Source organism: Pyxidicoccus sp. M6, assembly GCF_055568925.1.
In genome coordinates, this window is record NZ_CM145714.1 from 7,341,015 (window position 1) to 7,367,316 (window position 26,302).

18 protein-coding genes are annotated in these 26,302 nt (G+C 68.3%); 9 read left to right on the top strand and 9 right to left on the bottom strand.

Annotated elements, in window-relative coordinates:
• Nucleotides 1–279 precede the first annotated feature (279 nt).
• Complete coding sequence (locus tag ACVTJA_RS28850) at nt 280–3,318, top strand: TIR domain-containing protein (RefSeq protein ID WP_465824411.1); 3,039 nt, start codon at nt 280–282, stop codon at nt 3,316–3,318.
• Between the two features lie 5 nt (nt 3,319–3,323).
• Here the strand turns inward: ACVTJA_RS28850 and ACVTJA_RS28855 are convergent, their stop codons facing one another.
• Nucleotides 3,324–3,953: a hypothetical protein gene (locus ACVTJA_RS28855; protein WP_465824413.1), complete on the bottom strand. Its 630-nt coding sequence runs from the start codon at nt 3,951–3,953 to the stop codon at nt 3,324–3,326.
• A gap of 364 nt (nt 3,954–4,317) precedes the next feature.
• On the opposite strand from ACVTJA_RS28855, the gene ACVTJA_RS28860 reads away from it, so the two are divergent.
• From ACVTJA_RS28860 to ACVTJA_RS28870, 3 genes are all read left to right on the top strand, one after another.
• Nucleotides 4,318–5,478 (top strand): hypothetical protein, encoded by a 1,161-nt coding sequence (locus ACVTJA_RS28860; RefSeq protein WP_465824415.1) that lies wholly within the window; start codon nt 4,318–4,320, stop codon nt 5,476–5,478.
• Nucleotides 5,479–5,573: 95 nt separating this feature from the next.
• A complete protein-coding gene (locus ACVTJA_RS28865) occupies nt 5,574–6,401 on the top strand; it encodes an SH3 domain-containing protein (protein WP_465824418.1) in 828 nt (275 codons plus the stop codon).
• Between the two features lie 22 nt (nt 6,402–6,423).
• Nucleotides 6,424–7,551, top strand: a complete 1,128-nt coding sequence (locus ACVTJA_RS28870) for an NHL repeat-containing protein (RefSeq protein WP_465824420.1) — start codon at nt 6,424–6,426, stop codon at nt 7,549–7,551.
• Here ACVTJA_RS28870 and ACVTJA_RS28875 read toward each other — a convergent pair.
• Genes ACVTJA_RS28875 through ACVTJA_RS28890 form a run of 4 tightly spaced genes read right to left on the bottom strand, consistent with a single transcriptional unit; the run spans nt 7,488 to nt 12,987 of the window.
• Nucleotides 7,488–7,631, bottom strand: coding sequence for a hypothetical protein (locus ACVTJA_RS28875; RefSeq protein WP_465824421.1), 144 nt, complete (start codon nt 7,629–7,631; stop codon nt 7,488–7,490). The two genes, ACVTJA_RS28870 and ACVTJA_RS28875, sit on opposite strands and share 64 nt — an antisense overlap.
• 24 nt (nt 7,632–7,655) lie before the next feature.
• Nucleotides 7,656–7,850, bottom strand: a complete 195-nt coding sequence (locus tag ACVTJA_RS28880; RefSeq protein WP_465824423.1) for a hypothetical protein — start codon at nt 7,848–7,850, stop codon at nt 7,656–7,658.
• Nucleotides 7,851–7,882: 32 nt separating this feature from the next.
• Nucleotides 7,883–12,118 carry a hypothetical protein gene (locus ACVTJA_RS28885; protein WP_465824424.1) on the bottom strand — a complete coding sequence of 1,412 codons (4,236 nt, stop codon included), beginning with the start codon at nt 12,116–12,118 and terminating at the stop codon, nt 7,883–7,885.
• A 32-nt stretch (nt 12,119–12,150) separates the two neighbouring features.
• Complete coding sequence (locus tag ACVTJA_RS28890) at nt 12,151–12,987, bottom strand: exonuclease/endonuclease/phosphatase family protein (protein WP_465824426.1); 837 nt, start codon at nt 12,985–12,987, stop codon at nt 12,151–12,153.
• Nucleotides 12,988–13,307: 320 nt separating this feature from the next.
• Between ACVTJA_RS28890 and ACVTJA_RS28895 the strand changes: the two genes are divergently transcribed.
• Both ACVTJA_RS28895 and ACVTJA_RS28900 read left to right on the top strand, forming a co-directional pair.
• On the top strand, nt 13,308–15,170 hold the full coding sequence (locus ACVTJA_RS28895; RefSeq protein ID WP_465824428.1) for an Ig-like domain-containing protein: 1,863 nt from the start codon (nt 13,308–13,310) through the stop codon (nt 15,168–15,170).
• A gap of 125 nt (nt 15,171–15,295) precedes the next feature.
• Nucleotides 15,296–15,478: a hypothetical protein gene (locus ACVTJA_RS28900; protein ID WP_465824430.1), complete on the top strand. Its 183-nt coding sequence runs from the start codon at nt 15,296–15,298 to the stop codon at nt 15,476–15,478.
• 425 nt (nt 15,479–15,903) lie between these two features.
• Here ACVTJA_RS28900 and ACVTJA_RS28905 read toward each other — a convergent pair whose 3' ends face one another.
• Nucleotides 15,904–18,051 (bottom strand): FG-GAP-like repeat-containing protein, encoded by a 2,148-nt coding sequence (locus tag ACVTJA_RS28905; RefSeq protein ID WP_465824432.1) that lies wholly within the window; start codon nt 18,049–18,051, stop codon nt 15,904–15,906.
• Between the two features lie 294 nt (nt 18,052–18,345).
• Between ACVTJA_RS28905 and ACVTJA_RS28910 the strand changes: the two genes are divergently transcribed.
• Together ACVTJA_RS28910 and ACVTJA_RS28915 are read left to right on the top strand one after the other, a co-directional pair.
• Nucleotides 18,346–18,570, top strand: a complete 225-nt coding sequence (locus ACVTJA_RS28910; protein WP_465824434.1) for a hypothetical protein — start codon at nt 18,346–18,348, stop codon at nt 18,568–18,570.
• A 282-nt stretch (nt 18,571–18,852) separates the two neighbouring features.
• Nucleotides 18,853–21,654 carry a hypothetical protein gene (locus ACVTJA_RS28915; protein WP_465824436.1) on the top strand — a complete coding sequence of 934 codons (2,802 nt, stop codon included), beginning with the start codon at nt 18,853–18,855 and terminating at the stop codon, nt 21,652–21,654.
• 100 nt (nt 21,655–21,754) lie between these two features.
• On the opposite strand, the gene ACVTJA_RS28920 is transcribed toward ACVTJA_RS28915, so the two are convergent.
• Entirely contained in the window at nt 21,755–22,312 is a 558-nt protein-coding gene (locus ACVTJA_RS28920; protein ID WP_465824438.1) for a hypothetical protein, read from the bottom strand.
• A gap of 27 nt (nt 22,313–22,339) precedes the next feature.
• Entirely contained in the window at nt 22,340–23,719 is a 1,380-nt protein-coding gene (locus ACVTJA_RS28925; RefSeq protein WP_465824440.1) for a serine/threonine protein kinase, read from the bottom strand.
• Nucleotides 23,720–24,204: 485 nt separating this feature from the next.
• On the opposite strand from ACVTJA_RS28925, the gene ACVTJA_RS28930 reads away from it, so the two are divergent.
• Nucleotides 24,205–24,576 carry a spore germination protein GerW family protein gene (locus ACVTJA_RS28930; protein ID WP_465824441.1) on the top strand — a complete coding sequence of 124 codons (372 nt, stop codon included), beginning with the start codon at nt 24,205–24,207 and terminating at the stop codon, nt 24,574–24,576.
• 91 nt (nt 24,577–24,667) lie between these two features.
• On the opposite strand, the gene ACVTJA_RS28935 is transcribed toward ACVTJA_RS28930, so the two are convergent.
• Entirely contained in the window at nt 24,668–26,104 is a 1,437-nt protein-coding gene (locus ACVTJA_RS28935) for a hypothetical protein (protein ID WP_465824443.1), read from the bottom strand.
• Between the last annotated feature and the right edge of the window lie 198 nt (nt 26,105–26,302).

Consider the following 26,302-nt stretch of genomic DNA (forward strand, 5'->3'; position numbering starts at 1 on the left):
AGCCTCATGCCCAGGAGCGACGAGGCTCAGCGCGAGGGCAACCTGCGCATGCCCGAGGTCCGCTCCACGCTCGCTGACATTTCAGTTGATGCGAATGACGTGTCAGCTGGCACGCGGGGGCCGGCACGTGTTCTCCGGCCTTGGTCCAACTTGGGTTCGCCAAGAACCGATGGGGTCACGAAATGCAGGCGGTGCAGTTGGAGGGACGACAGCCTCGCCCCCCCCGTGGACCCTTGGAAATCGGTGACCGGGTCGGGCATGAGCAGTCCGGGGGGTGCGATGAGCAACAACCAGTCGCCCAAGCCGAAGTGGGTCTACGACGCATTCCTCTCCTACAGCCGTGCGGCCGACGATCGGCTCGCTCCCGCGGTGCAGCGCTGTCTGCACCGTCTGGCCAAACGCTGGTACCGGCCGCGTGCCCTGCGGGTGTTCCGCGACGAGGGCAGCCTCTCGGCCAACCCGGATCTCTGGGTCACCATCGAGAACGCGCTGCGCACCTCGCGTTACTTCATCCTGATCGCCTCCCCGGAATCCGCCCGCTCGAAGTGGGTTCGACGCGAGGTCTCCTTCTGGCAGGAGGAACGTGAGCGCGACACGTTCCTCATCGCGCTCACCGATGGGGAGATTCACTGGGACGCGGAGGCACGTGACTTCGACTGGCGGCGCACCACCGCGCTGCCCGAGCAACTGCGCGGCGCGTTCGACGCGGAGCCAACGTGGGTGGACCTGACCTGGGCCCGCACCGAGACCCAGCTCTCCGAACGGCACGTCAGGTTCCGCGGCAGCGTGGGCTCACTGGCCGCCACCATCCACGGCATCCCCAAGGACGAACTGGACAGCGAGGACATCCGCCAGCACCACCTCGCCACACGGCTGCGCTGGGCCGCCGTCACCGGCCTGATCGCCCTGCTCGTCGTTGCCCTCATCACCGCCCGCGTGGCCCTGCAGCAACGCTCCGTCGCCGAGCAGCAACGCTCCGCCGCCGAAGAGCAGCGGAAGCTCGCCGAGGAGCAGCGCCGCCTGGCCACGGGCCGGGCCCTTCTGGCGGAGGCCGCGAACGTCCGCGGGACGCAGCCCCGGACGTCGCTCCAGCTCAACCTCGCCGCGCTGCGAGTGAATTCCACGCCTCAGGCCCGGCTCGGCCTGGTCACCAACCTGATGCGTACCCGCTATGCGGGCAGTCTCAGTTCGGGCGATTCCAGTTCGGATGATTCCCGTTTGCCCTCCCGGGACCGCATCGACTCGGCGGTGTTCAGCCCGGACGCGCGGATGTTGGCCACCGTCAGGAGCACCTCCACCCAGGAAGCGGGCGTGACCCTGTGGGAGGTCACCGACTCCGGCCTGAGCCGGCTGGCGAAACTCTCCAACCAGGCCGAGGACGAGACGGATGTCGCCTTCAGCGCCGATGGCCGCACGCTGGCCACCTCTGCCCCTGACGGCACCGTCATCCTGTGGGACCTGTCCGAGCGCACCCGGCCCCGGCAAGTCGCCACCCTGACCGACCTGCCCAATGTGGCGGCCGTGGCCTTCAGCCCCGACGGAAAGACCCTGGCCGCGGTCTGCATCCCAGGCAAAGGCAAGAGCGAGAGCGGCGGTTCACTCATCCTCTGGAATATCGGCGACCGCGCCAGACCCCGGCGGCTGCTGACACGGACCCGGGTCTTCGACTCCGAAGAGGTGCTCTTCAGCCCGAATGGTCGCCTGCTCCTCACCTCCTCGTCGCGGATCGTCGGCAGGGAGTTGTCCACGGGGGGGATGACGGTGACTCACGGGACGGGCCAGACCCTTTGGGACATCTCCGAGCCCACCCGCCCGAGAGAACTGGTGCGGCTGCCGCTCTCGAACACGGTCCATGCGTTCAGCCCGGACAGCCGCCTGCTCGTCACCACCGATGACCGCGACGCGGACCTGTGGAACATCTCCGTTCCGCGAACCCCCAAGCACCTCGCCAGGCTCATCGGCCACATCGACTGGCTCCGTGCGGTGGCGTTCAGCCCAGACGGCGGTACGCTCGCGACCGCCAGCAGCGACGGCACGGCGCGCCTCTGGAACCTCCGGGACCCGACCCGGCCGAGCCCGGCGGTGCTGGGCGGCCATACGGGCTCGGTCGAGGCCGTGGCGTTCAGCCCGGATGGCCTGACCCTCAGCGCCGCCGACGACAGCGCCACCGTGACGCGCTGGCACACCCGCTCCCCCGAACCGACAGCCGTGGCGACGCTGGCCGAGAAGGAGGGCGTGGGGCACGCGGCCACGTTCAGCCCAGACAGCCGCACCCTGGCGACCGCGGGCAACCAGGAGGCCGTGCTCCTCTGGGACGTCACCGACCCACGCCGTGCGAGCAGGTTGGCGACGCTTCCCGGGCGCATCAGCCCCGTGAATGCCATCTCGTTCAGCGCGGACGGCACCACCCTGGCGAGCGCGGCCGGCAACGAGGCGAACTTCAACTCGCCGGGCGCGTTCGTGCTGTGGGACGTCACGAACCGGGAGCACCCGCGCAAGATCGCGACCAATACCCCTTCAACCGCCGTGACGGCCGTGGTGTTCAATCCGCGCGGAACGACGCTGGTGGCCAAGGGCGGCCGGGTATTCAGTGAGGGATGGGGAGCGCTGTGGGACGTCAAGGATCGCGCCCACCCGAGCCCGCTCGCCCGGTTCTCCGGCATCGAAATCCTGGGCGGAATCGCCTTCCGCCCGGACGGAAAGGTCCTGGCCCTCCCTCAGGATTTTGGGTTGATCCTCTGGGATCTCTCCGACCCCTCCCGTCCGGTTCGCCTCTCCTCCGAATCCCCTCCGGCTCTCTCTTCCGAACCTCGCCACGGCTCCATGAAGGCGGCCTTCAGCCCGGACGGGCGCTTGCTGGCGACCACCCATCCCGATTACGGAGTCGGTCGTCGCCAGGAGATCGTGAACCTGTGGGATGTCACCGCCCCCGCTCGGCCCCGCCACGTCGCCACGCTGAAGGGCCACACGGGAGGGATCAACGACGTCGGCTACCACCCCGGAGGGAACCTGCTGGCGACGGTGAGCAAGGACGGGACCGCGATCCTGTGGGACGTCGCCCAGGCGGCCGCACCCAACCAGGTGGTGACACTCCCGATGCGCTCAGGTGACGTCCAGGACCTGGATCTCAGCGCGGACGGTCGTTGGCTGGTGACCAGCAGCAGCGACTACCACGCCATGGTGTGGGACCTCGGCGCTCTGCCGGCGATCGTCGCCGATCCTGCCGGTGTGGCATGCCAGCTCGTGGCTCCGGGCCTCAGCCCCGAGGAATGGAGGCAGTTCGTGCCCGGAATCCCCTACCAGCCCCTGTGCCAGTAGCGCTGTCAGTGCACGTCGTGGTCCGGGCCCCGCGCGTCCTCGTGCGCACCGGGCCGCTGGTCCCCCGACGCCCCCCGCCGTGCCTCGACCACCTCCCTCCACCGCGAGTGGGGCTGGGACTGCGAGCCCGCCTCGACCGAGGACTCGCCGCGCCGCAGGGAACGGCGGCCGGCACCCGAGCGCACCCAGGGCACCGCCACGCGCCCGGCCAGGAGGGCGCGCCCGAGCGCGGCTCCCACGACGGCGCCCACCACCGCCGCGAGCCCGCTCCACCCCCGCTCCGGCAGGGTGCCCATGCTGCCCATCCCCACCCAGGAGGCCAGCAGCAGCGCACCCGCCCAGGCGAGCAACCCGTGCAGGTACGCGTCCCGGATGCCGCGCTCGCCCGAGGCGCAGACCCCCGTCCACGACGCCACGCCCGAGGCGAGCAGCGGCGCCACCACCCACCACACCCGCATCCCGAGTCCGGGCGCGTTCTCCTTGAACAACTCCGACGGGATCGAGAACAGCTGCGGCATTCCCGCGAAGCGCAGGAGCACCAGCCACACGCCGGCCCCCAACAAGGCGCCCGTGGCCACCGCGCCCCAGCGCACGCCCGGTAGGGGCTGGAACAGTTTCCGATGCGTCTCGTCCATGGTGTCTCTCCTCGCTGGGGATGCTCGCTCAGAGCGCCCTGACGGGCGCTTCACCCTGGACCATGTGCAGCCTGTTCCCCGGCCGCAGTGCACCTCGGGAGGCCGTGCCTCGACACACCGAGCGGGCGCCTCACGGAGAGGGCCGTTCCAAGCCCCAACAAGAAGGGAGAGCGGGCCAGCGGCTGGGAGAATGAACCCGCCCCAGCCCTCCCTCGGACATCGTCCTCGAAACCGGGCCGGCCCTCGCCTGGAGCCTCACCGTGCACGGCTTGCTGTCAGCGACGGCGCGCGCTCGCGTGAGCGAAGGGGGCTCGTTCTCTTGCGCGTCGCCTTCGCGGCGGCGGCTCGATAGAACAATCTACCCATGAATCGCCGCCACCTCCGCCTTCTCGCGCTCGCCGCTCTCGTCATGGCCGTTCTCGTGGCCATGCTCCTCGAGCCCGCGTGGGTCGCCCGCAACGCGGTCCCCTTGGTAGGTTTGATCGCGGTCATGCTCTGGGCCATCGCACGAGAGTTCGTGATGGGAGGTGTCTCCGCGGAGGACTACGCTGCGCTGACGTCGTGGCTCTTCGTCGCCGGTGGCCATGACACCTATCCGGTTGCCCAAGTCGCCCTCGTGGGGCGCCAAGGCTGCTCGCGCGCCGACAGCAAGAAGCTCCGTGACGAGCTTCGCGCCGCTCGACGAGCGCTCGCCGCCGACGGCGTGAACGTCGAGCGCACGAACTGGGAGACGTTCGCGGATCGGCTCGACGAGGCACGGTTCGTCCCCGAGGGCGAGGACGACCTGTTCCGGCTCGCCGTGCTCGGCCAGCTCGACCGCGGGCGCGAACGCATCGTCACCAGGGTCTCCGAGCTGCGGCAGGGCGGAAACGAGGAGGCCCACGCCCTTGCGCTGGTGCTCGAATGGATGGCATCCGGTTCGACCGACGACGCGGAGATGGAGCGGCTCGCAGAGACAATCGATCCCGACGAGGCGTGGGCCGGCCACTTCGACTCCTGTTTGCCATGGCTCCTCTTCGCTCGACCCAACGAGCGAGCCCGGCGCCTGCTATTGCAGGCGCGCAAGGAGTGGAAGAAGGACCGCCGCCAGCTCGCGTCGGACGGCGACGGGGACTTCGCCGAGTACGTCCATCTCGAGGGCGCCGCGGTCGAGCTCTTGGCCGCCGTGGTGTCGGCCTGGGAGGGCCGCGTCTCGCGCGCCGCGCTCTCGAATGCGTTCCGCGAGTACTACGACAAGACCGTCGACTTTTACGGGCTCGCCGGCCCCGTTTCGGCCACCTGGCTCGAGATGAAGATCGCCGAAGAGCCGCTCTTGCCCGGCGAGGCGCTGGCTCGGCTTCGACCCTTGATTCACCCGCCGATCACCCCGCGCCCCGATCGAAGGGCTGCCGCAGCCCCCGCGCTCCGAGCCGTCGACGCGATCCTCGAAAAGCTCGTGCTCGGCACGGGGCTGACCGTTCGTCAGGGCAACGATGGGGTCTGGCTCGTGGCGAAGCCGGGGGAAGCCAGCCAGGACTTCTTCTGATCACGCGCGCGGAGCAGCCAATGCTGGCGCAGGATGTATCACTCGGCGTGAATTACCGGTAAGGTGCCGGACCTCGATACAAATGTGAGGTCTGCATGGGCCGTGGCAATCCTGGCAGTCATTCCCTGAAGTGGGTGGTCGTGCTGGCGTGGGTGGCGGCGTGTGGCGGGACTCCGTCGTCCGTGGAGAGCCTCGAGCTGACCGGCGCGGACGAGGACCTGGGCACGAGCACCAGCGCCATCACCACCTGCGTCACGACGGGCTCCGGCCTCCAGACGACGGCGAACCTGAATCTGCGCAGCGGGCCGGCGACGAGCTACGGCATCCTGCTGACCATGCCGTCCGGCAGCATCGCCACGGAGGCCGGCACCGGCTGTCCGACGAGCGGCTGGTACAAGGTGAGCTACAGCGGCGTCACCGGCTGGGCCTCGGGCTCGTACCTCGTGCAGGTCTCCGGCTCCTCGCCGGTGAGAGACGCCGCCATTGCCCGGGCCGCGAGCGGGGTGGGCTTCTCCTACTGGTGGGGCCACGGCGCCTGGAGGACCGGCTCCGCGGCGGGCACCTGCACGGGCGACTGCCCGAGCTGCTCGCACACGGGCTCGTATGGCGCGGACTGCTCCGGCTTCCTCGCCAAGGTGTGGGTGGTGCCCAGCACCAACACCGACGTGACGGTCGACTCGCACCCCTACGGCACCGTCCACTTCAACGTGGACAGCAGCCAGTGGACGACCATCAGCCGCGATGCGCTGTTGAAGGCGGACGCGCTCGTCTACAACATCGACGGCGCCGGCCACACCTTCGTCTACGAGGAGGGCGACGGCTGGGGAAGCATGTGGGCCTACGAGTGCAAGGGCTGCGCGTACGGCTGCGTGTACAACCTCCGCACCGCCTCCACCGACTTCCACGCCATCCGCCACTTCTGAGCCGCCCGCGGGGAGTGACTTCATGACGTCGCGCGGGCGCGGTGCCCTCGTCGCGGGACTCGTCGCCCTGGTGCTTGGCCTTGCCTGGGTGCTGACCCGCAATCACGGCGAGGGCCTCACGGGCACGCCCGCCAACACGGACGGGCAGCCCTCTGGAGCTTCCACGGCCGGGGATGGCGGCGGAGCGCCCGGGCAGCGAGCAGCGTCCTCCATCGCTTCGTCCCGGCAGGGCGGCGGTAGCGGCCCTGCTCGCGGCGAGGTGCTGATGGAGACGACCTGGGGGAGCGGACCGTCCCAGCTCGGACGGAACCGGCCCCGGGAGGGCAACCCCGAGGCGCCCATGGCCCTGTCCCCCACCCCGCTGGGCGACATCGTGGTGTTGGATCAGGTCAACGGCCGGCTCGTCACGTTCGGTCCGGATGGCAAGGCGCTCGGGACACTGCCGCTCACGCAGCAGACTCCGCAGGACGTCACCGTGGCGAAGGACGGCACGCTGCTGGTGCTGGACCGGCTGAAGGACAAGACGGTGGCCATCCTGGACCCCGAGACGGGTGCGCTCCGGGGCGAGCTCCCCCTGGAGGGCGCGGGCCTTCCCAGGCCGGGCGGCATCACCGGCACCTTCGTGGACGGGGACTCCGTGTACGTCGAGCGGGAGCACGGCGCGCTGGTGCGCATCGGCGACCTGTCGGGCCAGGCGGACCCCACGCGGCCGGAGATTCCCGGGCGGCCAAGCCGCGACGGCCGCTCCTATCTGATTGCCCGCATCATCGACAGGCCGACGGGGCGCGTCTTCATCAACGCCATCGACCGTCAGACGGGGACCCGGCGCTATACGCGCGAGTACCGGCTCGGCATCCCGCTGCTGTACCTCACGCTGCTCGACACGGACCGCGCCGGCGTCATCTACCTGGGCGCCGCGGGGACGCTCCCGAAGAGTCACGGAGGCCCGCCCACCGAGCCTGGCGTGCTGCTGCTCTGCCTGGAGGGGCTGGACGGCAAGGTGCTGGGACAGACGGAGGTGCCCCTCAGCACGATGCCCGAGGAGACCTTCCGGGACTTCGTCGTCCTCGACGAGGGCGGCGTCGTCTACCAGTACCGCACCGAGTCCGGCACCTCGCTGCGACGCGCGGACTGTCGCGGCACCCGGTGACGCACCACCTTCAGCAGCCGCGAGCCCGAGGCGCCGGAGATGTCGATGGACTCGCCCCAGCCGGCGAACTCACCGGCCATGTTCTCCAGGGCGCAGACGCGGCATCACGGGACGGGTAGCTTCCGGATGAGGATGACGTCGTCGTCGTACGAGCGGTCCCCTCCCGAGGCCTGGTCCTCCGTACCCAGGAGCCAGATGTCCGGGTGCTCCGGTGGTGTGACCACCAGGAAGTGGGGCGTGTGTGTGCTGAGCGCGAGCGCGGACCTCGCGGAAGTCCGGCACGCCGCCCGGGGAGCCACTGACTGGTGGCTCCTTCCGAGCCGTCCCCGACTCACCACTTCGACGGGTCGAGCTTCTCGCCAATCTCCTTCGCGGCTTCCTTGAACGCACCGCCGAGACTCTCGAAGGCCTTCTTGATCTCCTTGCTGCTGTAGCCAATGCCTTCCATCACCTTCTTCAGCGAGTCCGGTCCGAGCTTGTACGCGTCCTTCAGGAAGCCGCTCACCTCGTTGATGCCGTAGCCCGCGCCCTTGAGCGCGGCGCCGACCGTATTGGCCGTGGCGCCATAGGCAGACTTCAGGGCGTTGCCCACGTCGTTCATCGCGTACCCTGCCCCCTTGAGCAGCTTCGCGGCCTGCTCCGCCGTGGCCCCATAGGCCGACTTCAGGGCACCGCCCACCTCGCTCGCCGCGTAGCCGGCGCCCCTGAGCATCTTCGCGGCCTGGTCCGCCGTCGCGCCGTAGGCCGACTTCAGGGCGTTGCCCACGTCGTTCGCCGCATAGCCCACCAGCTTGAGCACCTTCGCGGCCTGGTCGCCGGTCGCGCCGAAGGCGCTCTTGAGTCCGTTGCACACCGCATCGGCCGCGTAGCCCGCCGACTTCATCACGGCCGCGACCTCCGCGATGGCCTTCCCGAAGGTGTTCTTGAGAACTCCGGCCACATCCGAGACGCCCTGGATGACGCCGTCGCGCACGAGCCGGGCCCACCGTCCCGCATCCTTCAAGAGGTCCTTCAGCGCCGCCTCCACCAGCGAGAGGACCTTCTTCGGCAGCTCGGGCAGGGACGCGGTCTTTACGTCCAGGTCCACGTCGGGGAGCTTCGTCCGCGAGCCCGCGAACTCGAAGCTGCCCTGGAACTTCGCCCACAGCTTCTGGCCGTCCACGCCCGCATCGAGCGAGCCCTGCGCGCCCGTATCGATGTGGACCTTGCCGAGCGGCCCCAGGTCCACCGTGCCGATGCCGAGCTGCAACGAGCCGCCCACCTTCAGGCGGGTGAGGCCGGAGAACTGGCCGCGCAGCGAATACGTGGAGCCGGGCACGAGGGCGCCAGTGAGGTCGAAGGCGAAGCCCTTGCTGCTGATGCTGACGTACGCGCCCCGCGTCATCCCCAGCAACGTCATGCTGGCGTCGATGAGGAAGTGCGGTCCCTTCATCGCCGCATCCGCCACCTCCGGCTGGTTGAAGGTGGCCGCGGAGACGCGCGGCCCGCCCTGGCCATCCTTGGACTCGAGGCTGAAGAGCTGCTCCGTCCCGATGACGATGCGGTCCATCCGCCCGTCCACCACGATGCCCTGGGAGGGCTTCACCATCACCTTCGCCATCGCATCGAGGCCCAGCACCTTCAGCCCCGTGTTGAGGAACATGCCCTGCTCGAAGCGCAGGGTGCCGATGGCCGTGTTGTTGGGCGCGAAGTAGAACTGCGGGCTCAGCCTGACGCGGATGCCGCCGGACACCTTCTCCAGCTCGTAGTGCACCATGCGCGTCATGTCGGTGATGAACCACTGCTGCCCCGGCTTGCTCGCCACCAGCAGCACCTGCGAGACGGCGGCCGGCAGGGTGATGCCGTGCGTGGCGAAGGCCGCGGAGATTGCGTCCACCTGCAGGTTGTCCAGTGACGCCGCCAGCTCCGCGCCCACGGTGAAGTCCTGCGTCCCCACCAGCTCCACCTGGGGCAGCACCGCGTCCACCTCCGAGGGCAGCACCTTGCCGGCGAGCGTGTCCACGACGTCCCGGAGCGACAAGTCACTCAACGAGCCCGCCAGCATGCTGCGCGACGGGTCCGTGCTGTCGAAGAAGACGGCGAGCGAGGACTGGAACCGGTCCACCGCCAGCGTCGCCGCGATGCCGAGGCTCGGTATCGCCTCCCAGCTCACGCCCACGACGAGCGCCACGTTGGACAACGTGAGGCCCGCGAACTCGACCGAGCCGAGCATGGAGCCCGAGATGAACGCGCCGTTGGCGACGAACAGCGTCGTCACATCGAAGCGGACCGGCCGCCCCTGGATGCGCGTCTCCAATGCGCCCGTGAGGAACAGGCCCACCTGCCCGTCCTTCATCTGCCCGCCCACCATGCAGTGGAAGGGCTGGCCCTGGATGCGCGTGTCGTAGCTGACGTACAGCCGGCTGTCCTTCGTCGGGTTCGTCCCCACCTGCAGGGTGATGCCCAGGCTGGGGTCCAATCCCAGCAGCTTGCGCAGCAATTCCTGCTCACGCGACGACGTGTCGAGCGTCCACCGCGCGTAGGCGTTGAAGCCGGCGATGACGCCTCCCGCCTGGGCCGGCAGCTTCAGGTCGCCCGTGCGGAGGATGGGGCTGTTGAAGGCCGCGAGGCTCGGGAGCTGGAAGCCCGGGTCCTCGAACGAGGACAGCACCAGCATGAGCTGATCCATCCGGAACAGGTCCTCGAAGGGCTTCAGCCCGTCGAGTCCCGGCAGCGAGGACAGCCGCAGTCCCGACAGGTCGACGCCGGCCGCGAAGCCCCAGCTCCCGCTTCCCACGCGCCGGGCCTCGAACGCCACCGTCCCCAGGTCCTCCACGGTGGTGGCGTACCGGAAGACGAGGTTGGAGCCCGCGTACTGGATGAGGACGCTGCCGTCGGTCAGCTCCAGGTCGAAGCCCCCGGGCAGCGAGATGTCCTGGTTGGTGAGCTTGCCCACCAGCTCCATCAGCCGGACGTCCGGCAGCTCCGCCCGGGCGACGAACTCCCCCGGCGTCTGCCACGCGCAGTCCAGCCGCAGGTCATCGCCCAGGGCGATGGCTCCGCTGAAGCTGCCGGTGGACGTGCCCCCTGCCCTGCCCGCCACCAGGCGCAGGTCCGACAGCGTCAGCGGCACGGGGCCCAGGTCCAGCGTCCATGGCGGCGTCTGCGCCATGCTGGCGGCGAAGGTGAAGTCACCGGCCTTCGTCATGCCCACCTGCAGCGAGTCGACCTTCAGGTCCTGCACGCCGGGCAGGCCCACGTGCTCGGTCAGCTTCGCCAGCGGCAGCGTCGCGCCCTCCGTCAACCGGGCCGTCGCGGAGACCTCGGGCAAATCGAGTGTCGCCTCGAAGGGCACGTCGAAGAGCTGCGCGCCGCCGCCCAGGGTGACGGACAGCGCACGCGCCGGCCCGAAGGGCTGGGCGATGCTGAAGCTGGCGAACAGCCGCTGCAGCTCCAGTCCCGGCAGCACCTTCGTGCCCAACTGGGACATGCCGATGGTGAGCCCCACGCTCTGCACGCTCAAGCCCTGCCCCAGTCCCAGGGTGACGCCCTCCAGGGACAGCGAGCTCAGCGCCCCGAGCGCCTGCTGCACGTCGTCGGGGAGCTGTGAGGCCAGGTCTCCGCCTCCCGCCAGGTCCAGCAGATGCTCCAGCTTGCCGAAGCTGACGCCCTCGAACTGCCCGAAGAGCATCAGGCTGGAGCGGGAGCCGAGGCCGGCCGCGGTCAGGTCCAGGGACAGCTTCGCGCTGGGCACCTCCAGCTTCGCGGCGGCGGCGTAGCGTTGCGGGTAGCTCGGGTTCGCGTCCGCCCAGGCCTGGGTGATGGGGCAGTAGATGCGCAGGCCGACGTCATGGAACTTCAGCGCGTTGCCCAGTGAGGCATCCACCCCCAGGTCCGCGGACAGGTGGATGCCGGGGATGAGCTGCGCGAGCTGCCAGGGGAACTTGATGGAGGGCGTCGGAGGCGGCGGCAGAGTCACCTCGCCTTCCTTCGGCAGCAGGATGGGGCCATGCAGCACGTGCGTTCCGCCACCGCTGATGATGCTGCCCAACAGGCCGAGCACCCCGGTCGGCCTGCACCGGGCCACGAAGTTGAGCCCTGCCTGCAAGGGGGCGCCCGTCACGGAGTCGGAGCCCTTCGTGGCGGTCGTCAGCACGAAGGCCGCATCCGACAGCGCGAGCGAATCCAACAGGTGGGGCTCGGGCTTCGCCGTGGAGCCGTCCGCGTCCTTGGTCAGGCTCATGCCCGCGCGCAGCGGCGGCAGTGAGGGAAAGCTGTTGCTGAACCTCCAGGCATTGGGGCCCGGCGTGCCGGCAATCAACGTGAAGCGCGCCGTCACCACGGCGCCGTCGGGACCGGCCTCGGCGGTGGCCGTCACGGGCAGGTCCGCCATCCGCAGCAGGCTGGCGGTGCCGGTGACGGTGACGATGCCGCCGTCCACCTTCCGCGTGGCGTTCTGGATGACGATGGGCGCGCCTCCCAGCCGGATGAGCTGGTCGCGCAGCACGTCACCGGCGGCGGACTGCGCATCGAGGGTGACGGTGGTGCCGCTGAGCGGCAGGAACGAAGAGACGTCCAGGACTCGCATGGGATTCCTCCGGAGACTCGGATGCGGGGGGCTCAGAACGTCACGGTGATGCCGGCGTGGTCCGATGCGTGGGCGACGCGCGTCTGCACGAACACCTGGGCATCCGCGTCGGTGACGTTGGTGGTGTTCACCACCCAGAAGTCATAGGGGTGGACGTTGGTGGTGTTGACGTAGACGCCCGGGGCCGCGAGAGCGGCACGGGCATAGAAGCGCTCATCGGAGCCGCGAGCGCGCTTGCGCGTGCGAGGCAGGAGGTTGAAGTCGCCACCGATGATGACCGTGGCATTCGCGTAGTTGCCGCCGATGTTGTTCCGGGCCCTGGAGGCCATGACGTTGAGGCTCTCGAAGGCCGCGGTCTTGTTGCCCAGGGCGTACATGTTGTGCATGAACGCGATGAGGTAGCGCCGGCCCGTGTTGGCGCTCGTGCCCGCGATGTAGGCGAGGCCGCGCGTGTCCGCCCCCAGCGCGACTCCCAGGGGGAGCGGAATGGAGGTGTTGAATGCGGGCGCGGGCGTCGTGTTGTAGGGCGTCCAGGAACGGTTCAACGGATTCCAGAGCACCTGGCCGACGTGCGTCACGGGGAACGCGACGTTGTCCCAGGCAATGCCGATGAACTCGCGCCGGCCCAGGGCGGTGGTGCCCACCTCGATGACGACCAGGCGCGTCAGCCCGGCATCCAGCGTCTGGGCCAGCAGCGACAGGTTGCCGAGCAGGCCCGGCCCGCTGTTGAGCACCTCGGTGAAGCCCGCCGCGAAGTAGTTCGCTCCGGTGATGCCATTGATGGCACCCAGTGCACCGGTGTACGTGCCGTTCCGCAGGGCGGAGTTGCCCCCGTAGTCGAACATGTTCTGGTGGAAGATGAGGGCCATGTGCGCTCCTGGGGCAGGCGGGGTGGTTGGCGCCCCGGAGTGCATGTCACGGACCACCCACCGCGCGGTCGCCCCTTCGAGGGGGCGCTCCCGGAAATGAACCCGGGCTGCGTCTGCACGGAACGCCGCCGCGTCTGCATGGAACGCTGACGGAATCGACCCCGAAGACACGGCGATACGAGCCCCCAGGCAGGACACGCCGCGACGACGTTGCGTGTTCTGTTTCAAACAGGTTTTACAGAATTGGCGTACTATTCATGAAAACCCGCCTGGAGGCGTTTGCCTCTGCCTCGGAACAGCGGGTTCCCAAAGGGGAAAGTATGAACAGGCTGGTTGTGATTGCCGTCACGATAGGCGGAGCGCTGGTGACAGGGTGCAGTGGCCTGACGCAGGAGCCGCCCGCCGCTGCTCCAGAGTCCGAGGCGTCCGTTGGCTCCACCCGGCAGGCGGTCGTCTCCGTGGCGCTCGAGGATGCGCTCGCGTGCGTGCAGGAGTACGTCGACGCGGGGACCTGCGACTGGACGCACTGGAGCGAGATGTATGAAGCGTGCGCGACCTATGACCACCCTGCGCTCGACGACGGGTTCCTCATCGCGGAGGTCCAGGCGGGACGCTGCACGGCCGCCAACTGGCCCACGCTGCGCGCGCAGCTCGTTGCCGCGGCCTCCCCCGTCCTCGTGCGCACCCACTGTGACTCCGCCTCCGAGGTGATACAGGGGACGGAGGTCGACGGCTGCTTCACCCTGGCTGACGCGGAGGCCTCCTACGTCAGCGTGGAGCCCTACACGACCGTGGCGCTCTATTCCGGCGCGGGCTGCACCGGCGAGACGCTCACCGCCCAGGCCGACACCAATCTGTGCGAGACCCCGTACGCCAGCGGCGCGAGCACGAACGACAACGTGAGGTCCTACCGGATTCAACCGGCCCAGGAGCGCCCCTCGCCTGCACGCTACGAGTGCGCTCCCGACGAGCCGACGTGCGTCAAGAACTTCAACAGCAACCTGGCCGCGGTCAACTCGACTCATACCGTCAGGATCGTCCGCGTCACCCAATCCGGACGTACCACGCCCTCGATTGCCGATATCAAGAGTGACCTCCAGGAGCTGTATGGATACTTCGGCACGGCGTCGCGCGGTCAGGTGGGCCTGAACCTCCTCGACGGGACGCATCGGACCGTGAACGTGGCGAGCAACGCCAGCTGCAAGCAGGCGGAGTCCCAGGCCAGGAATGCCAGCAACGCGGACGCATTCCTGACCGTCATCATGCTGCCTCAGGGTTTGTGCACAAACCCGTCGCACGCGGACTCGCGCCGCATCTACCTCCGCAACCGCCTGCCGATTCTCTACGCCCACGAGACAGGGCACGTGCTCGGCCTCAACCACGGCGAGCGGCTCGACGAGAATGGCGAGCGCGTGGGGAACAGCGACACGACCACGCTCATGGCCCGGATGCCGGCGCTCAGCTACAACCTGCCGCAGCTCCACTGGCTGGGCTGGACGCAGAAGGAGGAGCTCGTCCAGATCAACTCGGCCCTCGAGGACGGGAGCGCGCTCGACATCACCCTCCGGCCGGTGGACCAGAATGCCGGGAGCAACAGCCCCCTCCCGTTGGGTGCCGTCTGGGAAATCCCCAACATCCCCTATCGGCTGTTCGTGTCCGTCCCGAGGTCACGCACCACGGACATCAGCCCGTTGGAAGGCGGCTCGGTGTTCGTGCACCGCGCGCGAATCTGCGAGGGCTGCACGGGCATGGCCATGGGCACGTTTCGGCTCGGGCGGGTGGACCCCAAGTCCACCAAGGGGCTCATCTTCACGGACATCGTCATCACCCCGGTGAGCTACGTGAGCCACGGGATCCGGGTGGACGGGAAGAACGTCGAGGTGTTCGACTCCGTCACGCTGCGCATCCGGAAGGCGACCCCGGTGGTGCGCACTCCTGCCGCCGGCACGGTGGCGAGCAGCAACCGGCCGACCTTCAGCGGGACGGCGCAGGCGGGCCTCAAGATCAATCTATGGGTGGATGAGGTCCGGGTGGCCATTCCCACGGCCACCGCCGAGGGCACCTGGAGCTTCACTCCAACCACGGCGCTGTCGCCGGGGGCCCACACGGTGCGGGTCTCGGCGACGGATGGAGCGGGCACCATCAGCCCGAGCTCCAGCGCTTACACCTTCATCGTTCCCTGAGCACTGGGGGCACATGCGTGGAGTTGCCCCGTCAAATGGCAACTTCAGAGACCCGTCGCGGTCTCTCATCCGGGAGCCGGTGGGGACACCACTCCAGGAGGTCCCTTAACGACTTCTGTGAAGCGGTGCCGTGCACCACCCAGTGTCTGGAGGCCGGCCGCATCACCACCTGCGGTGCCTACGGCGTCTGCAACGGCGCCTCGCCGGCCGCTCCGTCCGAGCCGCAGGCCTCCGTGCAGCCCGCGCCCTCCCAGACCGATGAGGATGCGTTGGAGGCCGTCTGCCGCGAGCCCGAGGCCCGGAGTTAGCCACCCGCCGTCATCCGTTCTTCCTGGAGCGAGGTGCACTCCACCTCCTCCAGGAAGTCTCCCAGCGCGACGTTGACCGCCTGGGGGCTGCTCCAGGATACAAATGTGCCCGCGGGTGCGTCTTTATTTGTTGTAGGGGGCAGGACGACCTTGCTCCGCGGTGGGCGGTGCCGCGGTCGATGCTGAGCCGGTGAAGAAGTCGATCAGCCCGTGCGGAGCGTTGTCGCCGAAGCAGCGCCGGAGGATGCTCGCAGCCTCGGCGGCTTCGTTCGTGCTCCGGGCGAACAGGGGTTCGGTGAGGTCGGGTCAGGCGCCTGCGCGTCTTTCGGTGCGCCGCGCGCGAAGCACGCGGCGCACCGATTCTCCTACCGAGACCGCGCTGAAATCAGGGCACACCGCCCCATAGCGGTATCGCGGACAGCTACTCAGAGTCCGTTGGGGACCACGGTCACGGTGCCGGAGCCCCTGTTGGTCAGGATGAGATCGGCGTACCCATCCGCGTCCATGTCCGCGGTGGCGATGGCGTTGAGGCCAGGCGAGGCGCCGGTCGTGACGACGGTGCCCGAGGTGAAGCCTCCGTTGCCGTCGCCGGTCATCGGGCGGACGCCGCCCGAGGCCGTTGTAACGAGGATGTAGGCGTCGAGCTTGCCATCGCCGTTGAAGTCATCGGCCACGACGCCCAGCGCCGAGTTGGCGGCCGCAGTGGCCGAGGCGGTGGACGGAACGCCGCTCGCGAAGGTGCCGTTGCCGTTCCCTTTGAAGAAGAAGAGGAACCGGCCGGCCGCGCCGTTCGAGAGGATGTCGAGCGTGCCGTCGCCGTTGGCGTCGCCGAAGGCGATGCCCGCCGTCTGGCCGGAGGCGGCGTTGGTGTAGGAGACGGGTGCGGTAAACGAGCCGTTGCCCTGGTTGATGAGGATCGACAGGCGTGCGCTGGCGGGGCTCGTCACCACGAGATCGGAGAAGCCATCGCTGTTCAGGTCACGGCAGGCGATCGTCGACTGCGCGCCGCCGGTGTTCGGGATGCCGATGAGCGTGGGCGCGCCGAAGCTGCCCGCGCCGGTGCCGAAGAGCACGCTCACCTGGCTCAGGGTCACGCTTGTCGTGGCGATGTCAGCCACCCCGTCGTGATTGAAGTCCCCGGTGCAGAGGTGGACGGAGCCCGGGGTGCCGGTGGTGAAGCTCGTCGGCGCGCCGAAGGTCCCGGGCGCGCTCGGGCCCAGGTTCTTGTAGACGCTGATGTCTCCGTTGATGAGGGGCAGGTTGGTCTGGCCGTTGACGGTGACGGCGTCGAGCCACCCGTCGCCGTCCACGTCCACGGCCACGACCGCGTTGCTGGAGAGCGAGGCGCTCCCGTAGTTGACCTCCGACTGGACGCTGGCGTCGCCGTTCCCCAGGAAAACGGAGAGCGAGCCAGAGGGCGTCAGGATCGACCCGGATTCGGCGTTGGCCACCAGGATGTCGAGCTTGCCGTCGCCATTCACATCGGCGACCGCCGGGGCCAGCGGGTTGTGGTTCGCGGGGGAGCTGACCGGCGTGCCGGGGACCTGGCCGGGGGGGGCGGCCTGGCAGGTGCCGTTCGAGCAGATCTGGCCGGTCGAGCACACGATGCCGCAGGCGCCGCAGCTATCGGCGTCGCTCTGGAGGTTCACCTCGCAGCCGTCGGACGAGTCCCCGTTGCAGTCCCCGAGGGTGCCGGAGCAAGCCTGGCAGTTGGTCCCCTCGTAGGTGGGCGCGCACTCGCAGGTGTAGCTACCCACGCCGTCGATGCAGGTGCCACCGTTCAGGCAGGGGCTTGCGGCGCACTCATCGATGTTGGTCTCGCAGTTGGTGCCGGTGAAGCCGGGAGCGCATGCGCACGTGTAGCTATTGATGCCGTCGGTGCAGGTGCCGCCGTTCAGGCAGGGGCTTGCGGCGCACTCGTCGATGTTGGTCTCGCAGTTGGTGCCGGTGAAGCCGGGAGCGCACTCGCAGGTGTAGCTACCCACGCCGTCGATGCAGGTGCCACCGTTCAGGCACGGGCTTGCGGCGCACTCGTCGATGTTGGTGCAGGTCACGCCGTCGCCCTCGTACCCCGCGTTGCAGGCGCAGGTGAAGGAGCCCACGGTGTTGGTGCAGGTGGCGTTTTCGTTGCAGTTGTCGGTACCGGCGGCGCACTCGTTGACGTCGGCGCAGGTGCCGCTCTGGCACGTGAGGCCGTCGCAACAGGGGACCGTGGCGTCGCACGGCGCGTTCACGGACAGGCAGCCCTGGCCGCTGCACGTCGGGTCGTAGAGCGGCGAGGTCGGGTCGAGGCTGGTGACGTAGTCGCCGCTGTGATCGCTGTGCGCGTTGACACACGCCTGCTCGCTAACACGGACGATCGTGTAGGGATGAATCATCGAGCTGGTCTTGTGGCAGATCTGGACCGTACCGTTGACATCGAAGTAATCGCACTGCTCGGCGGTGAGGGCGGAGTCGGCCGAACCGACGTGCACGTCATCCTCTTCGGTCAGGGTCGGGCTGCAACCGCCGATGAGGCCGAGCAAGCCGGCCCCCGTGAGCATGACGAGGAGAGAAATTGATTTGTGTTTCATGGAGATTCCCCCTGAAAAGACGCACCACGGCCTCGCGACGGCTTGCGCGGAGCTCGCGGGCACCCAAGCTGGACTGTCATTGACTGCGGGCTATATATTTCACCCGCAGTGAAAATATACAGCATCCATTGGCAGCCCATCAATTACCAATTCATGACCGCGGTCGGATTCCTGCCGATTCGGCACAATGATCGTAGTTTTCGCACAGTCAAATCCATGCATGAGTCAGCGCAAACCCATCACTTTCGACGTGGGTCGGACACGCGCCAGCGGCGATAAATTATTTATGCTGACATGGTGTACGCGCAGTACGAACTGGCGCATCGCATCCTCGAGAGTGCCGCGCCGCTGCTCGAGGATGCGCGCTGGTACGCCATCCTGACGCAGTGCGAGGATATTCTCGACTGCTGGGAGCTCGTTGCGGGTCGGCTGCGCTACGAGCGGCACCTGACGGAGGAAGAGCAGGCCCGAGAGATGCTGCAACAGCTCGAGCCATCGCTCCGGGGCCGTCTGGACTGACGGCGTAGTAGGACGAGCTGGTCCCGGCTGACGTCTTGATCTCACATCGGCTCGCCCCCCGCCCCATCCGTTTCGTCCCTCCTCGTTCTCATCCCCGCTGGAGCGGCGCTCTGGGCCTGGTGGAAAGCCGCGCAAGCGCCAGCGCCCCCATGCCGCTTCGACACGCACGTCACACAGGGGCTTCTGGACTGATGAAGACCCAAAGCGGTAAAATAGGCAAATCCAGCAATACGCACTTCGGGCGGAACTTTGCATCCCTCTGTGCGAGGCCAGGAGGAAGCCATGTCCAGAATTCGTGCCATACCGATTCTCGCCACCCTGCTGATACTCATTGCCGGCTGTGGAACCGGCGCTCCATCGTCCGAACCGAAAAGCGCGGAAGTTGAACGCCAGGAGAGTCCTTCCGCGCCTCTGACGCTGGATACGGCGGCGCCCACGGCGACGTGGAGCACGGGTGGGCAGGTGGCCACGTATGTCGTTCCTGCCGGCAAGACGCAGGCGGAGTTCCAACTCTGGGGCGCTGGTGGCGGCGGTGGTGCTCCGAACGGTGGAGGCGGCGGAGCCTGGGTGCAGGCCTCCTTCCCCGTCACTGCCGGCGACACCCTGGAGATTCGCGTCGCCAGCGGCGGTGCCGCATACGGAGGTGGCGGCGGCGCCTCCTACGTCCTGCGCAATGGCACCGTCATGCTCATCGCCGCGGGTGGCGGTGGCGGCGGCGTTGACGGTTGCAGTGGCTGCACCCGCTCCGCGGATGCTTTGGCAGGAGCCGGAGGCGCCGGTGGCCCCGCCGCAGGCAGTGGGCAGAATGGCCGTCCCAACAACTACGTGCAGACCGGCTCGGGCGCGGGCGGTGGTGCGACCCAGACGGCTGGCGGCGTGGCCGGCATCAGCAATGACCAGAACCCGTATGGTTATAACGAGTGCACGGCCAACGGCTTCGCGGGGGCCGCCAACCAGGGTGGCGCGGCGCGCGTGTGCACCAGCACCTATACCGCCGCCAGCTTCCAGTTGGGTGGCAAGGGCGCCGGCAATGGCTCCGGCGGAGGTGGCGGTGCGGGCTACTTCGGCGGAGGCAGCGGTGGCCAGAAGTACACCTATACCGGCGGCGGTGGTGGCGGTGGCTCGTCGTGGATTCACTCCACTGCCACGCTGATTGCCACCTCGGGTGGCGATGCCCGCCAGCCGGGTGGCACCACCTCCCCTGACTACGCCAACACCGTGGCCCTCGGCGGCGCTGCGCAGACCGAGCCCTTCGGCACGCCTCCTCAGCCCGGCTCCTCCGGGCTCGTGACCCTGAGGCTCGCGGGAGCGAGCACTCCGCCCACGGCGACGTGGAGCACGGGTGGCCAGGTGGCCACGTATGTCGTTCCGTCGGGCAAGACGCTGGCGGAGTTCCAACTCTGGGGTGCCGGTGGCGGCGGTGGTGCCCCGGGCGCAGGCGGTGGCGGCGCGTGGGTCCACGCCTCCTTCCCTGTCACTGGCGGCGACACCCTGGAGATTCGCGTTGCCAGCGGCGGTGCCGCGTACGGCGGCGGCGGTGGTGCCTCCTACGTGCTGCGCAATGGCACCGTCATGCTCATCGCCGCGGGCGGTGGAGGTGGCGGCGTCGATGGTTGCGGCGGGTGCTCCATGGATCCAGGTGGGCTGACGGGCGCTGGAGGCGGTGGCGGTCTCGCTGGAGGCAACGGCCAGAGTGGCCGCTCCAATGAATACCTGCAGACCAATTCGGGCGCGGGTGGTGGCGCCACCCAGACCGCCGGCGGTGTAGCCGGCATCAGCAATGACCAGAACCCGTATGGCTACGACGAGTGCACCGCCAACGGCTTCACTGGCGCCGCCAACCAGGGTGGCGCGGCGCGCGTGTGCACCGGCGGCACCTATACCGCCGCCAGCTTCCAGCTCGGCGGCCAGGGCATCGGCAACGGCTCTGGTGGTGGCGGTGGTGCCGGCCGGTTCGGCGGAGGCAGCGGCGCTCACAAGTGGACCTATACCGGTGGCGGCGGTGGCGGTGGTTCCTCGTGGGTTCATCCCAACGCCACGCTGATTGCCACGGTGGGCGGAGAGGCCCGACAGGCGGGCGGCACCTCCTCTCCTGATTATGCAAGCCCCGTGGCCCAGGGTGGTGCTCCGCAGACCACGCCCTTCGGTACGGCTCCGCAGCCTGGCGCCTCCGGACTCGTGACCCTGAGGATCGCGGGAGCAACCACGCCGCCCACCGCGACGTGGAGCACGGGTGGGCAGGTGGCCACGTATGTCGTTCCTGCCGGCAAGACGCAGGCGGAGTTCCAACTCTGGGGCGCTGGTGGCGGCGGTGGTGCTCCGAACGGTGGAGGCGGCGGAGCCTGGGTGCAGGCCTCCTTCCCTGTCACTGCCGGCGACACCCTGGAGATTCGCGTCGCCAGCGGCGGTGCCGCGTACGGAGGTGGCGGCGGCGCCTCCTACGTCCTTCGCAATGGCACCGTCATGCTCATCGCCGCGGGTGGCGGTGGCGGCGGCGTTGATGGTTGCAGCGGGTGCACCCGCTCCGCGGATGCTTTGGCAGGAGCCGGAGGCGCCGGTGGCCCCGCCGCAGGCAGTGGGCAGAATGGCCGTCCCAACAACTACGTGCAGACCGGCTCGGGCGCGGGCGGTGGTGCTACCCAGACGGCTGGCGGCGTGGCCGGCATCAGCAATGACCAGAACCCGTATGGCTATAACGAGTGCACGGCCAACGGCTTCGCGGGTGCCGCCAACCAGGGTGGCGCGGCGCGCGTGTGCACCAGCACCTATACCGCCGCCAGCTTCCAGTTGGGTGGCAAGGGCGCCGGCAATGGCTCCGGCGGAGGTGGCGGTGCGGGCTACTTCGGCGGAGGCAGCGGTGGCCAGAAGTACACCTATACCGGCGGCGGTGGTGGCGGTGGCTCGTCGTGGATTCACTCCACTGCCACGCTGATTGCCACCTCGGGCGGCGATGCCCGTCAGCCGGGTGGAACCACCTCCCCTGACTACGCCAACACCGTGGCCCTCGGCGGCGCTGCGCAGACCGAGCCCTTCGGCACGCCTCCGCAGCCTGGCTCCTCTGGGCTCGTGACCCTGAGGCTGTAGCCGCTTCTGGCACGACGAGCGAGAAACGAATCGGGGGCGGACCGCGAGCTGGTCAGGCGCGATCCGCCCCGCGCTCAGATGCTTGGACGACAGCCAGCCCTCAGTCTTCAACCCCGAAGAGGCGGGGAGGCCTCCCCTTCTTGTCGGCCACCTGCTTCACGTAGCCGTCCCACCTGAGAAACACCCCGTTCCACTCCATCGAAGCGAAATACTCGTCGGCGGAACGGTCGAGGTCCACTTCAGGCATATAGAGACCTACGACGCCGCGTTCGAGGACCCCCTCCGCGAGAACACCTTTCTCACGAAGAATCATCAAGGGCAGCCCCAACTGGTATGCCATCGCCACTTCGATGTGCGGCCAAGGGCTGGTGAGCCAATTGCCATCGATTGAGGAGGTATTTGTCCCGGCAATATCCGTCTGATGCCTGGCCATCCCCTTCTCGATGAAGGTTCGTCTGAAGGCGATGGTGAGCAGCCCATTCGACTCCAACATGAGCCTGCGGATGGACGTCAATGGTGCAGACATGTCGTAGTCGGTGACGCCCAGCGTTCGCGGCTGGAAGCCACGCTCGTCCAGGAGTTTCTTGAGGCGATCCAGGAACGCGGCCTGGCGCTGGTGAACGGGCTTGGGATAGCTGAGGAAGATGGAGATCTTCATGTTCGCCGCTGAGCTCGCAGACGCGGGTTATGGGGCGTCGTCCCCAGAGCGCTCCGAGGGGCCCGAAGTGGAAGGGCGCGCCGGTGGGAAAACAGGGCCGTAACACGCGCCTTGATAGACGTAATAGCTGTAGTTCGCGTCACAGTCCTTCAGGCTCACGGCCAGCTTCGTCCAACATCCACCGTTGATGGGAATCTGTGCCCTGTTGGGACAGCGGCCCGCGGCATCTGCCCGTGTCTGTCCTGGGAGGGGTTTGGGCGGTATCTCCACAGAGACGGCAGCCCAAGCCGACGGTACCCGAGTGGGAGGAATCGGGGCGGTCAGTGCGCCGTCTCCGACGGCCGCGGTGCCGCCATCCTTCGCCTCCTCGAATGCTGACGCCTGTTCCTGCTGGGCCTCCTCACCGGGATGCGCGCTCAGCAGCCACCCGGCTCCAATCGCCACGGCACCTCCCAGGCTGGCCGCGGTGAGCCAGGTGCCTCTGGTGCGCCCTTGCTTCCGATGCATAACGGGCCGCCCGGCGCCCCTTGCCTCCACGGGCTCGGACTCCCCCTGTGCGAAGAGCGGCACGTCCGCCTCCGGCCCCGCTCTTCTCGCGGTCTGCTCCAGAGCCTCGGCCAGCTCGCGGGCACTTCCCCTCGCCTCGGGACTCACCAAGAGCATTCTCGACACGAGCTCGCTCAGCTCCGCGCAGCAGCGGACGTTGACGAGGTGTGGAGGCCGTGGGCCCGTCCCCTCCGGGCCCCAGATATGGGCTGTCTCGCCCGGCAGTGCCGGCGTGGGAGGGTACTCGTCGGTCACCAGCCGGTAGGCGGTCATCCCCAGTGCGAAGACATCATCCCCCGGGCCGGGGGCATAGGGACTGGCTGTCGGCTCGAAGGGGATGCGAATGGAGCCCCACGCCTCGGGCGAACGGTAGGGGGGCGTCCCGGGAGGAAACGGTGGCGACGTCAGCGTTGCTGCTCCCACGTAATGCCCGGAGCCGAAGTCGGTCAGGAAGACCCGGCCGTCCGCGGCGCTCACGAGCGCGTTGTCCCCTTTCACATCCCGGTGGACGCCGCCCGCGGCATGCGTGGCCTCCAGTGCCCGCGCGAGGCTGCCAAGAGCGCGGAGCACCTGCCGCGACGTGGGCCGCTGCACTCGCGCCCATTCATACAGGGAAAGGCCCTCGATCCACTCCATTGCGAGGTAGGGGTGAGCAATGCCTCCCGGCTGCAGCCAGGTTCCATGACCCACGAGGCGCGGGATGCCCGGGTGCCGGAGGCGAGAGAGCAGCTCCACCTCTCGCGCGAAGCGTGCATCTCCGGGGTACAGGGCCAGCTTGAGCGCCACGGGCCCGAGGACTTCCTCCACCCCGAAGGCGCGGTAGACGGCACCGTATGCGCCCCACCCTCGTCGCTCCAGCACACGCCATGGCCCTACCCTCGTACCCGGGGGCAGGCGTGCCGGATACAGTTGGCCAGGCTCCATGGAGTGCTCCGCGAGGAGGAAGTGCGTACGCTGCGCGTGCGGCGAGCCTACTCCCTGCATCATCACGTGTCAGCGCAATCTCCAGAGTCGGTACCCTTCTCGAACACCTGGAACTGCCCTCGCGACCTGCTCAGCTGACTCCAGCGCAAGGGTTACCCCTGAGCGCCGGGGTTGAGTCCCAAGCGCTCACGGTCCTCCCAGCAGCCCACGTCCCTGCGGACGGATCCAAGGCGCCGCTGTCGAACCGGCTCAACTCCAGGCATGCCACCAGGCGACCCACGGCCCCTCCGCCCGGAGACCCTGCCAAGGAGCCCCGGTCCGTCGTGTCGCCCTGCGGCCCGCCGACGTGCCCGGCCAGTCGTCATGCCGCACCGTGTCCACCTCTCGCCGTGAGGACACTGACTCCAATTCGAGGGGACGCCATGGACGTCAACGAGGTCATCGACAAGGCCCGCGACAGCATCACCGTGAAGCGCGTCTACGGAGAGGCCATCCAGCAGGGTGGAATCACCCTGATTCCCGCGGCCCTGGTGGCCGGCGGTGGAGGGGGCGGAGGCGGCGAGGGGCCGGCTCCCCAGCAGGCCGGAGTGGAGGGCGAGGCCGCGAAGGCAAGCGGCTCGGGCAGCGGCTTCGGTCTGCGGGCCAGGCCCGCGGGCGCCTTCGTCATCCGCGAGGGCAACGTCTCCTGGGTCCCCGCCGTGGACGTCAACCGCATCGTCCGGGGAGCGCAATTGCTCGTGGGCACGGCGCTCATCCTCTTCGGCATCAACCGCATCCTGAGCACACGCCGCTGAGGGCTCCACTGGAAGAGCGATGACCATGCGCCGACCCGACGGGATGGCCCGGAGCCCCCGTCGGGCGGCGGATACGAACAGAGACATCAGACTACGGATTGACCTTGAGATTCCAATAATCAAAGAAGAAAGCGCCGATGGATTTCCTCAGGCTGTTGAGCTGAGCCCCACCCTGCGTGGTGCCATAATCCCAGACAGTCCCGAACCTGTTGTCGCCGGCCTGGCATTGCTCGTAAACCTCTCCGTGGATGGCCAATGCATAGCCGGTCCTCGCCTCGCTGGTCACCAGCGCGGAGTTCATTCCCATCGCCGACACCTTGCCGTCGAAATCGACACGGTTCATGCTTGAGGTGACGTAGGGCACGTTGACAGAGCCCGTCTTGTCGAAGCTGCCCGTCTCGGTGACGGTCAGGTCGAGCGCGGGTGGATTGGTATCCACACTCCAACGGCCGCGCTCCTTCGCCTCGGGGGAACTGTTGGTAGTCTCGGCGCTGACGGCCGTGCGAGCGCTGATACGGCCGTGATGGGTGAATTGCGCCGGACACCCGTCGCAGTAGCTGGTGGAATCGAGACTCTTGGCGTGGAAGACCTCCTCGCTGTTGTCGGGAAAGTGCACCTTGATGTCCCGCACACCGCGAGGGACATACTGCGAGCAGGTCACCTTGAGCCCCACCGTGCTGCTGCCCGAAGCCAGGGCGAAGCGACCCTGCTGGGTGCTGCCCTGGGGATTGATGACGAGGGTCATCTGGTGCTTCGCGCCCGGCCCGTTCCACCCTGAGACATAGCCCAAGGCGTCATGGACGTTCAGGGTATGGCCCACACCACCCGGGTTGCGGCCCTTCGTGGACTCCCACAAGCAACGGCACTGGATCACATCGGCAACCCGTTGTGCCACCTGATCGGTGTAGACCAGCACTTCGCCGCGCAGGTGGGGGAAATGCTCGCTCACCGCCTTCACCAGGTCGACATGCTCTCCCCCGTACTCCGCCTTGACGAAGTCGAGGGCCTGGGTCAGCTCGGTGCTCACATGCATGACTTCCGGACCGGAGCCGATGCCAGGCGACACCGCGAATCCACATTCATCTTCATTCGGGCAGTCCAGGTTGACGTCGTAGGGCTGGACGGCCAGCGCCTGGCCCCTCGAGTTCTTCAGGATGAGCTTCTGGGCCCAGCCCGTCTCCCAGGGCCTCTTCAGCGCGCCGAACAACTTCACCTCCGACACCTCGCCAGGCTTCAGTTCCACCTCCTGCGCGGCCAGGACATTCTCCCTGCCATCGTAGGAGAGCAGCTTCGCTGACTCAGGCGGCATCCCCTCCCGGTCCTGCCACAGGATGCGCACCGTGAGCGCACCGTCTTCCAGCGCCAGGCCGACGATGCTGGCGGCGGCGTCACTCTCTCCTTCCTCCGTGTCGCCGGCCCAGGCGGGCGAGGCCAGCATCAGGCCTCCCAACACGAGCGAGCGCAGGAACGGCGAACGCAACGAATACGTGACGAGGTCACGAAGACCTCGTGAGAAACGATGGGTCATGGGGTGAGTCCTTGTGCGGGGATGAAACGCGCGGCCTGACCGGGCGCGGCAGGACGCGCGCTCACGTGAAGCAGGCGCCGTGCCATTTATCATCCATGCGACACAATGAAAATAAAGACAGCATGCCTGGAAAACACGCTTTGCTGTTACATGGCAGGGATATGATTTGAGCTCGGAATGTGTCCGTTTCAGTCACGG

Excerpts from the sequence above, each read along its gene's own strand:
- ACVTJA_RS28895 (WP_465824428.1), top strand. The coding sequence starts at position 13,308 with ATGAACAGGCTGGTTGTGATTGCCGTCACGATAGGCGGAGCGCTGGTG.
- ACVTJA_RS28875 (WP_465824421.1), bottom strand. The coding sequence starts at position 7,631 with ATGGCCGGTGAGTTCGCCGGCTGGGGCGAGTCCATCGACATCTCCGGC.
- ACVTJA_RS28865 (WP_465824418.1), top strand. The coding sequence starts at position 5,574 with ATGGGCCGTGGCAATCCTGGCAGTCATTCCCTGAAGTGGGTGGTCGTG.
- ACVTJA_RS28890 (WP_465824426.1), bottom strand. The coding sequence starts at position 12,987 with ATGGCCCTCATCTTCCACCAGAACATGTTCGACTACGGGGGCAACTCC.
- ACVTJA_RS28920 (WP_465824438.1), bottom strand. The coding sequence starts at position 22,312 with ATGAAGATCTCCATCTTCCTCAGCTATCCCAAGCCCGTTCACCAGCGC.
- ACVTJA_RS28930 (WP_465824441.1), top strand. The coding sequence starts at position 24,205 with ATGGACGTCAACGAGGTCATCGACAAGGCCCGCGACAGCATCACCGTG.
- ACVTJA_RS28850 (WP_465824411.1), top strand. The coding sequence starts at position 280 with ATGAGCAACAACCAGTCGCCCAAGCCGAAGTGGGTCTACGACGCATTC.
- ACVTJA_RS28885 (WP_465824424.1), bottom strand. The coding sequence starts at position 12,118 with ATGCGAGTCCTGGACGTCTCTTCGTTCCTGCCGCTCAGCGGCACCACC.
- ACVTJA_RS28905 (WP_465824432.1), bottom strand. The coding sequence starts at position 18,051 with ATGAAACACAAATCAATTTCTCTCCTCGTCATGCTCACGGGGGCCGGC.
- ACVTJA_RS28910 (WP_465824434.1), top strand. The coding sequence starts at position 18,346 with ATGGTGTACGCGCAGTACGAACTGGCGCATCGCATCCTCGAGAGTGCC.
- ACVTJA_RS28935 (WP_465824443.1), bottom strand. The coding sequence starts at position 26,104 with ATGACCCATCGTTTCTCACGAGGTCTTCGTGACCTCGTCACGTATTCG.
- ACVTJA_RS28860 (WP_465824415.1), top strand. The coding sequence starts at position 4,318 with ATGAATCGCCGCCACCTCCGCCTTCTCGCGCTCGCCGCTCTCGTCATG.
- ACVTJA_RS28855 (WP_465824413.1), bottom strand. The coding sequence starts at position 3,953 with ATGGACGAGACGCATCGGAAACTGTTCCAGCCCCTACCGGGCGTGCGC.
- ACVTJA_RS28915 (WP_465824436.1), top strand. The coding sequence starts at position 18,853 with ATGTCCAGAATTCGTGCCATACCGATTCTCGCCACCCTGCTGATACTC.
- ACVTJA_RS28870 (WP_465824420.1), top strand. The coding sequence starts at position 6,424 with ATGACGTCGCGCGGGCGCGGTGCCCTCGTCGCGGGACTCGTCGCCCTG.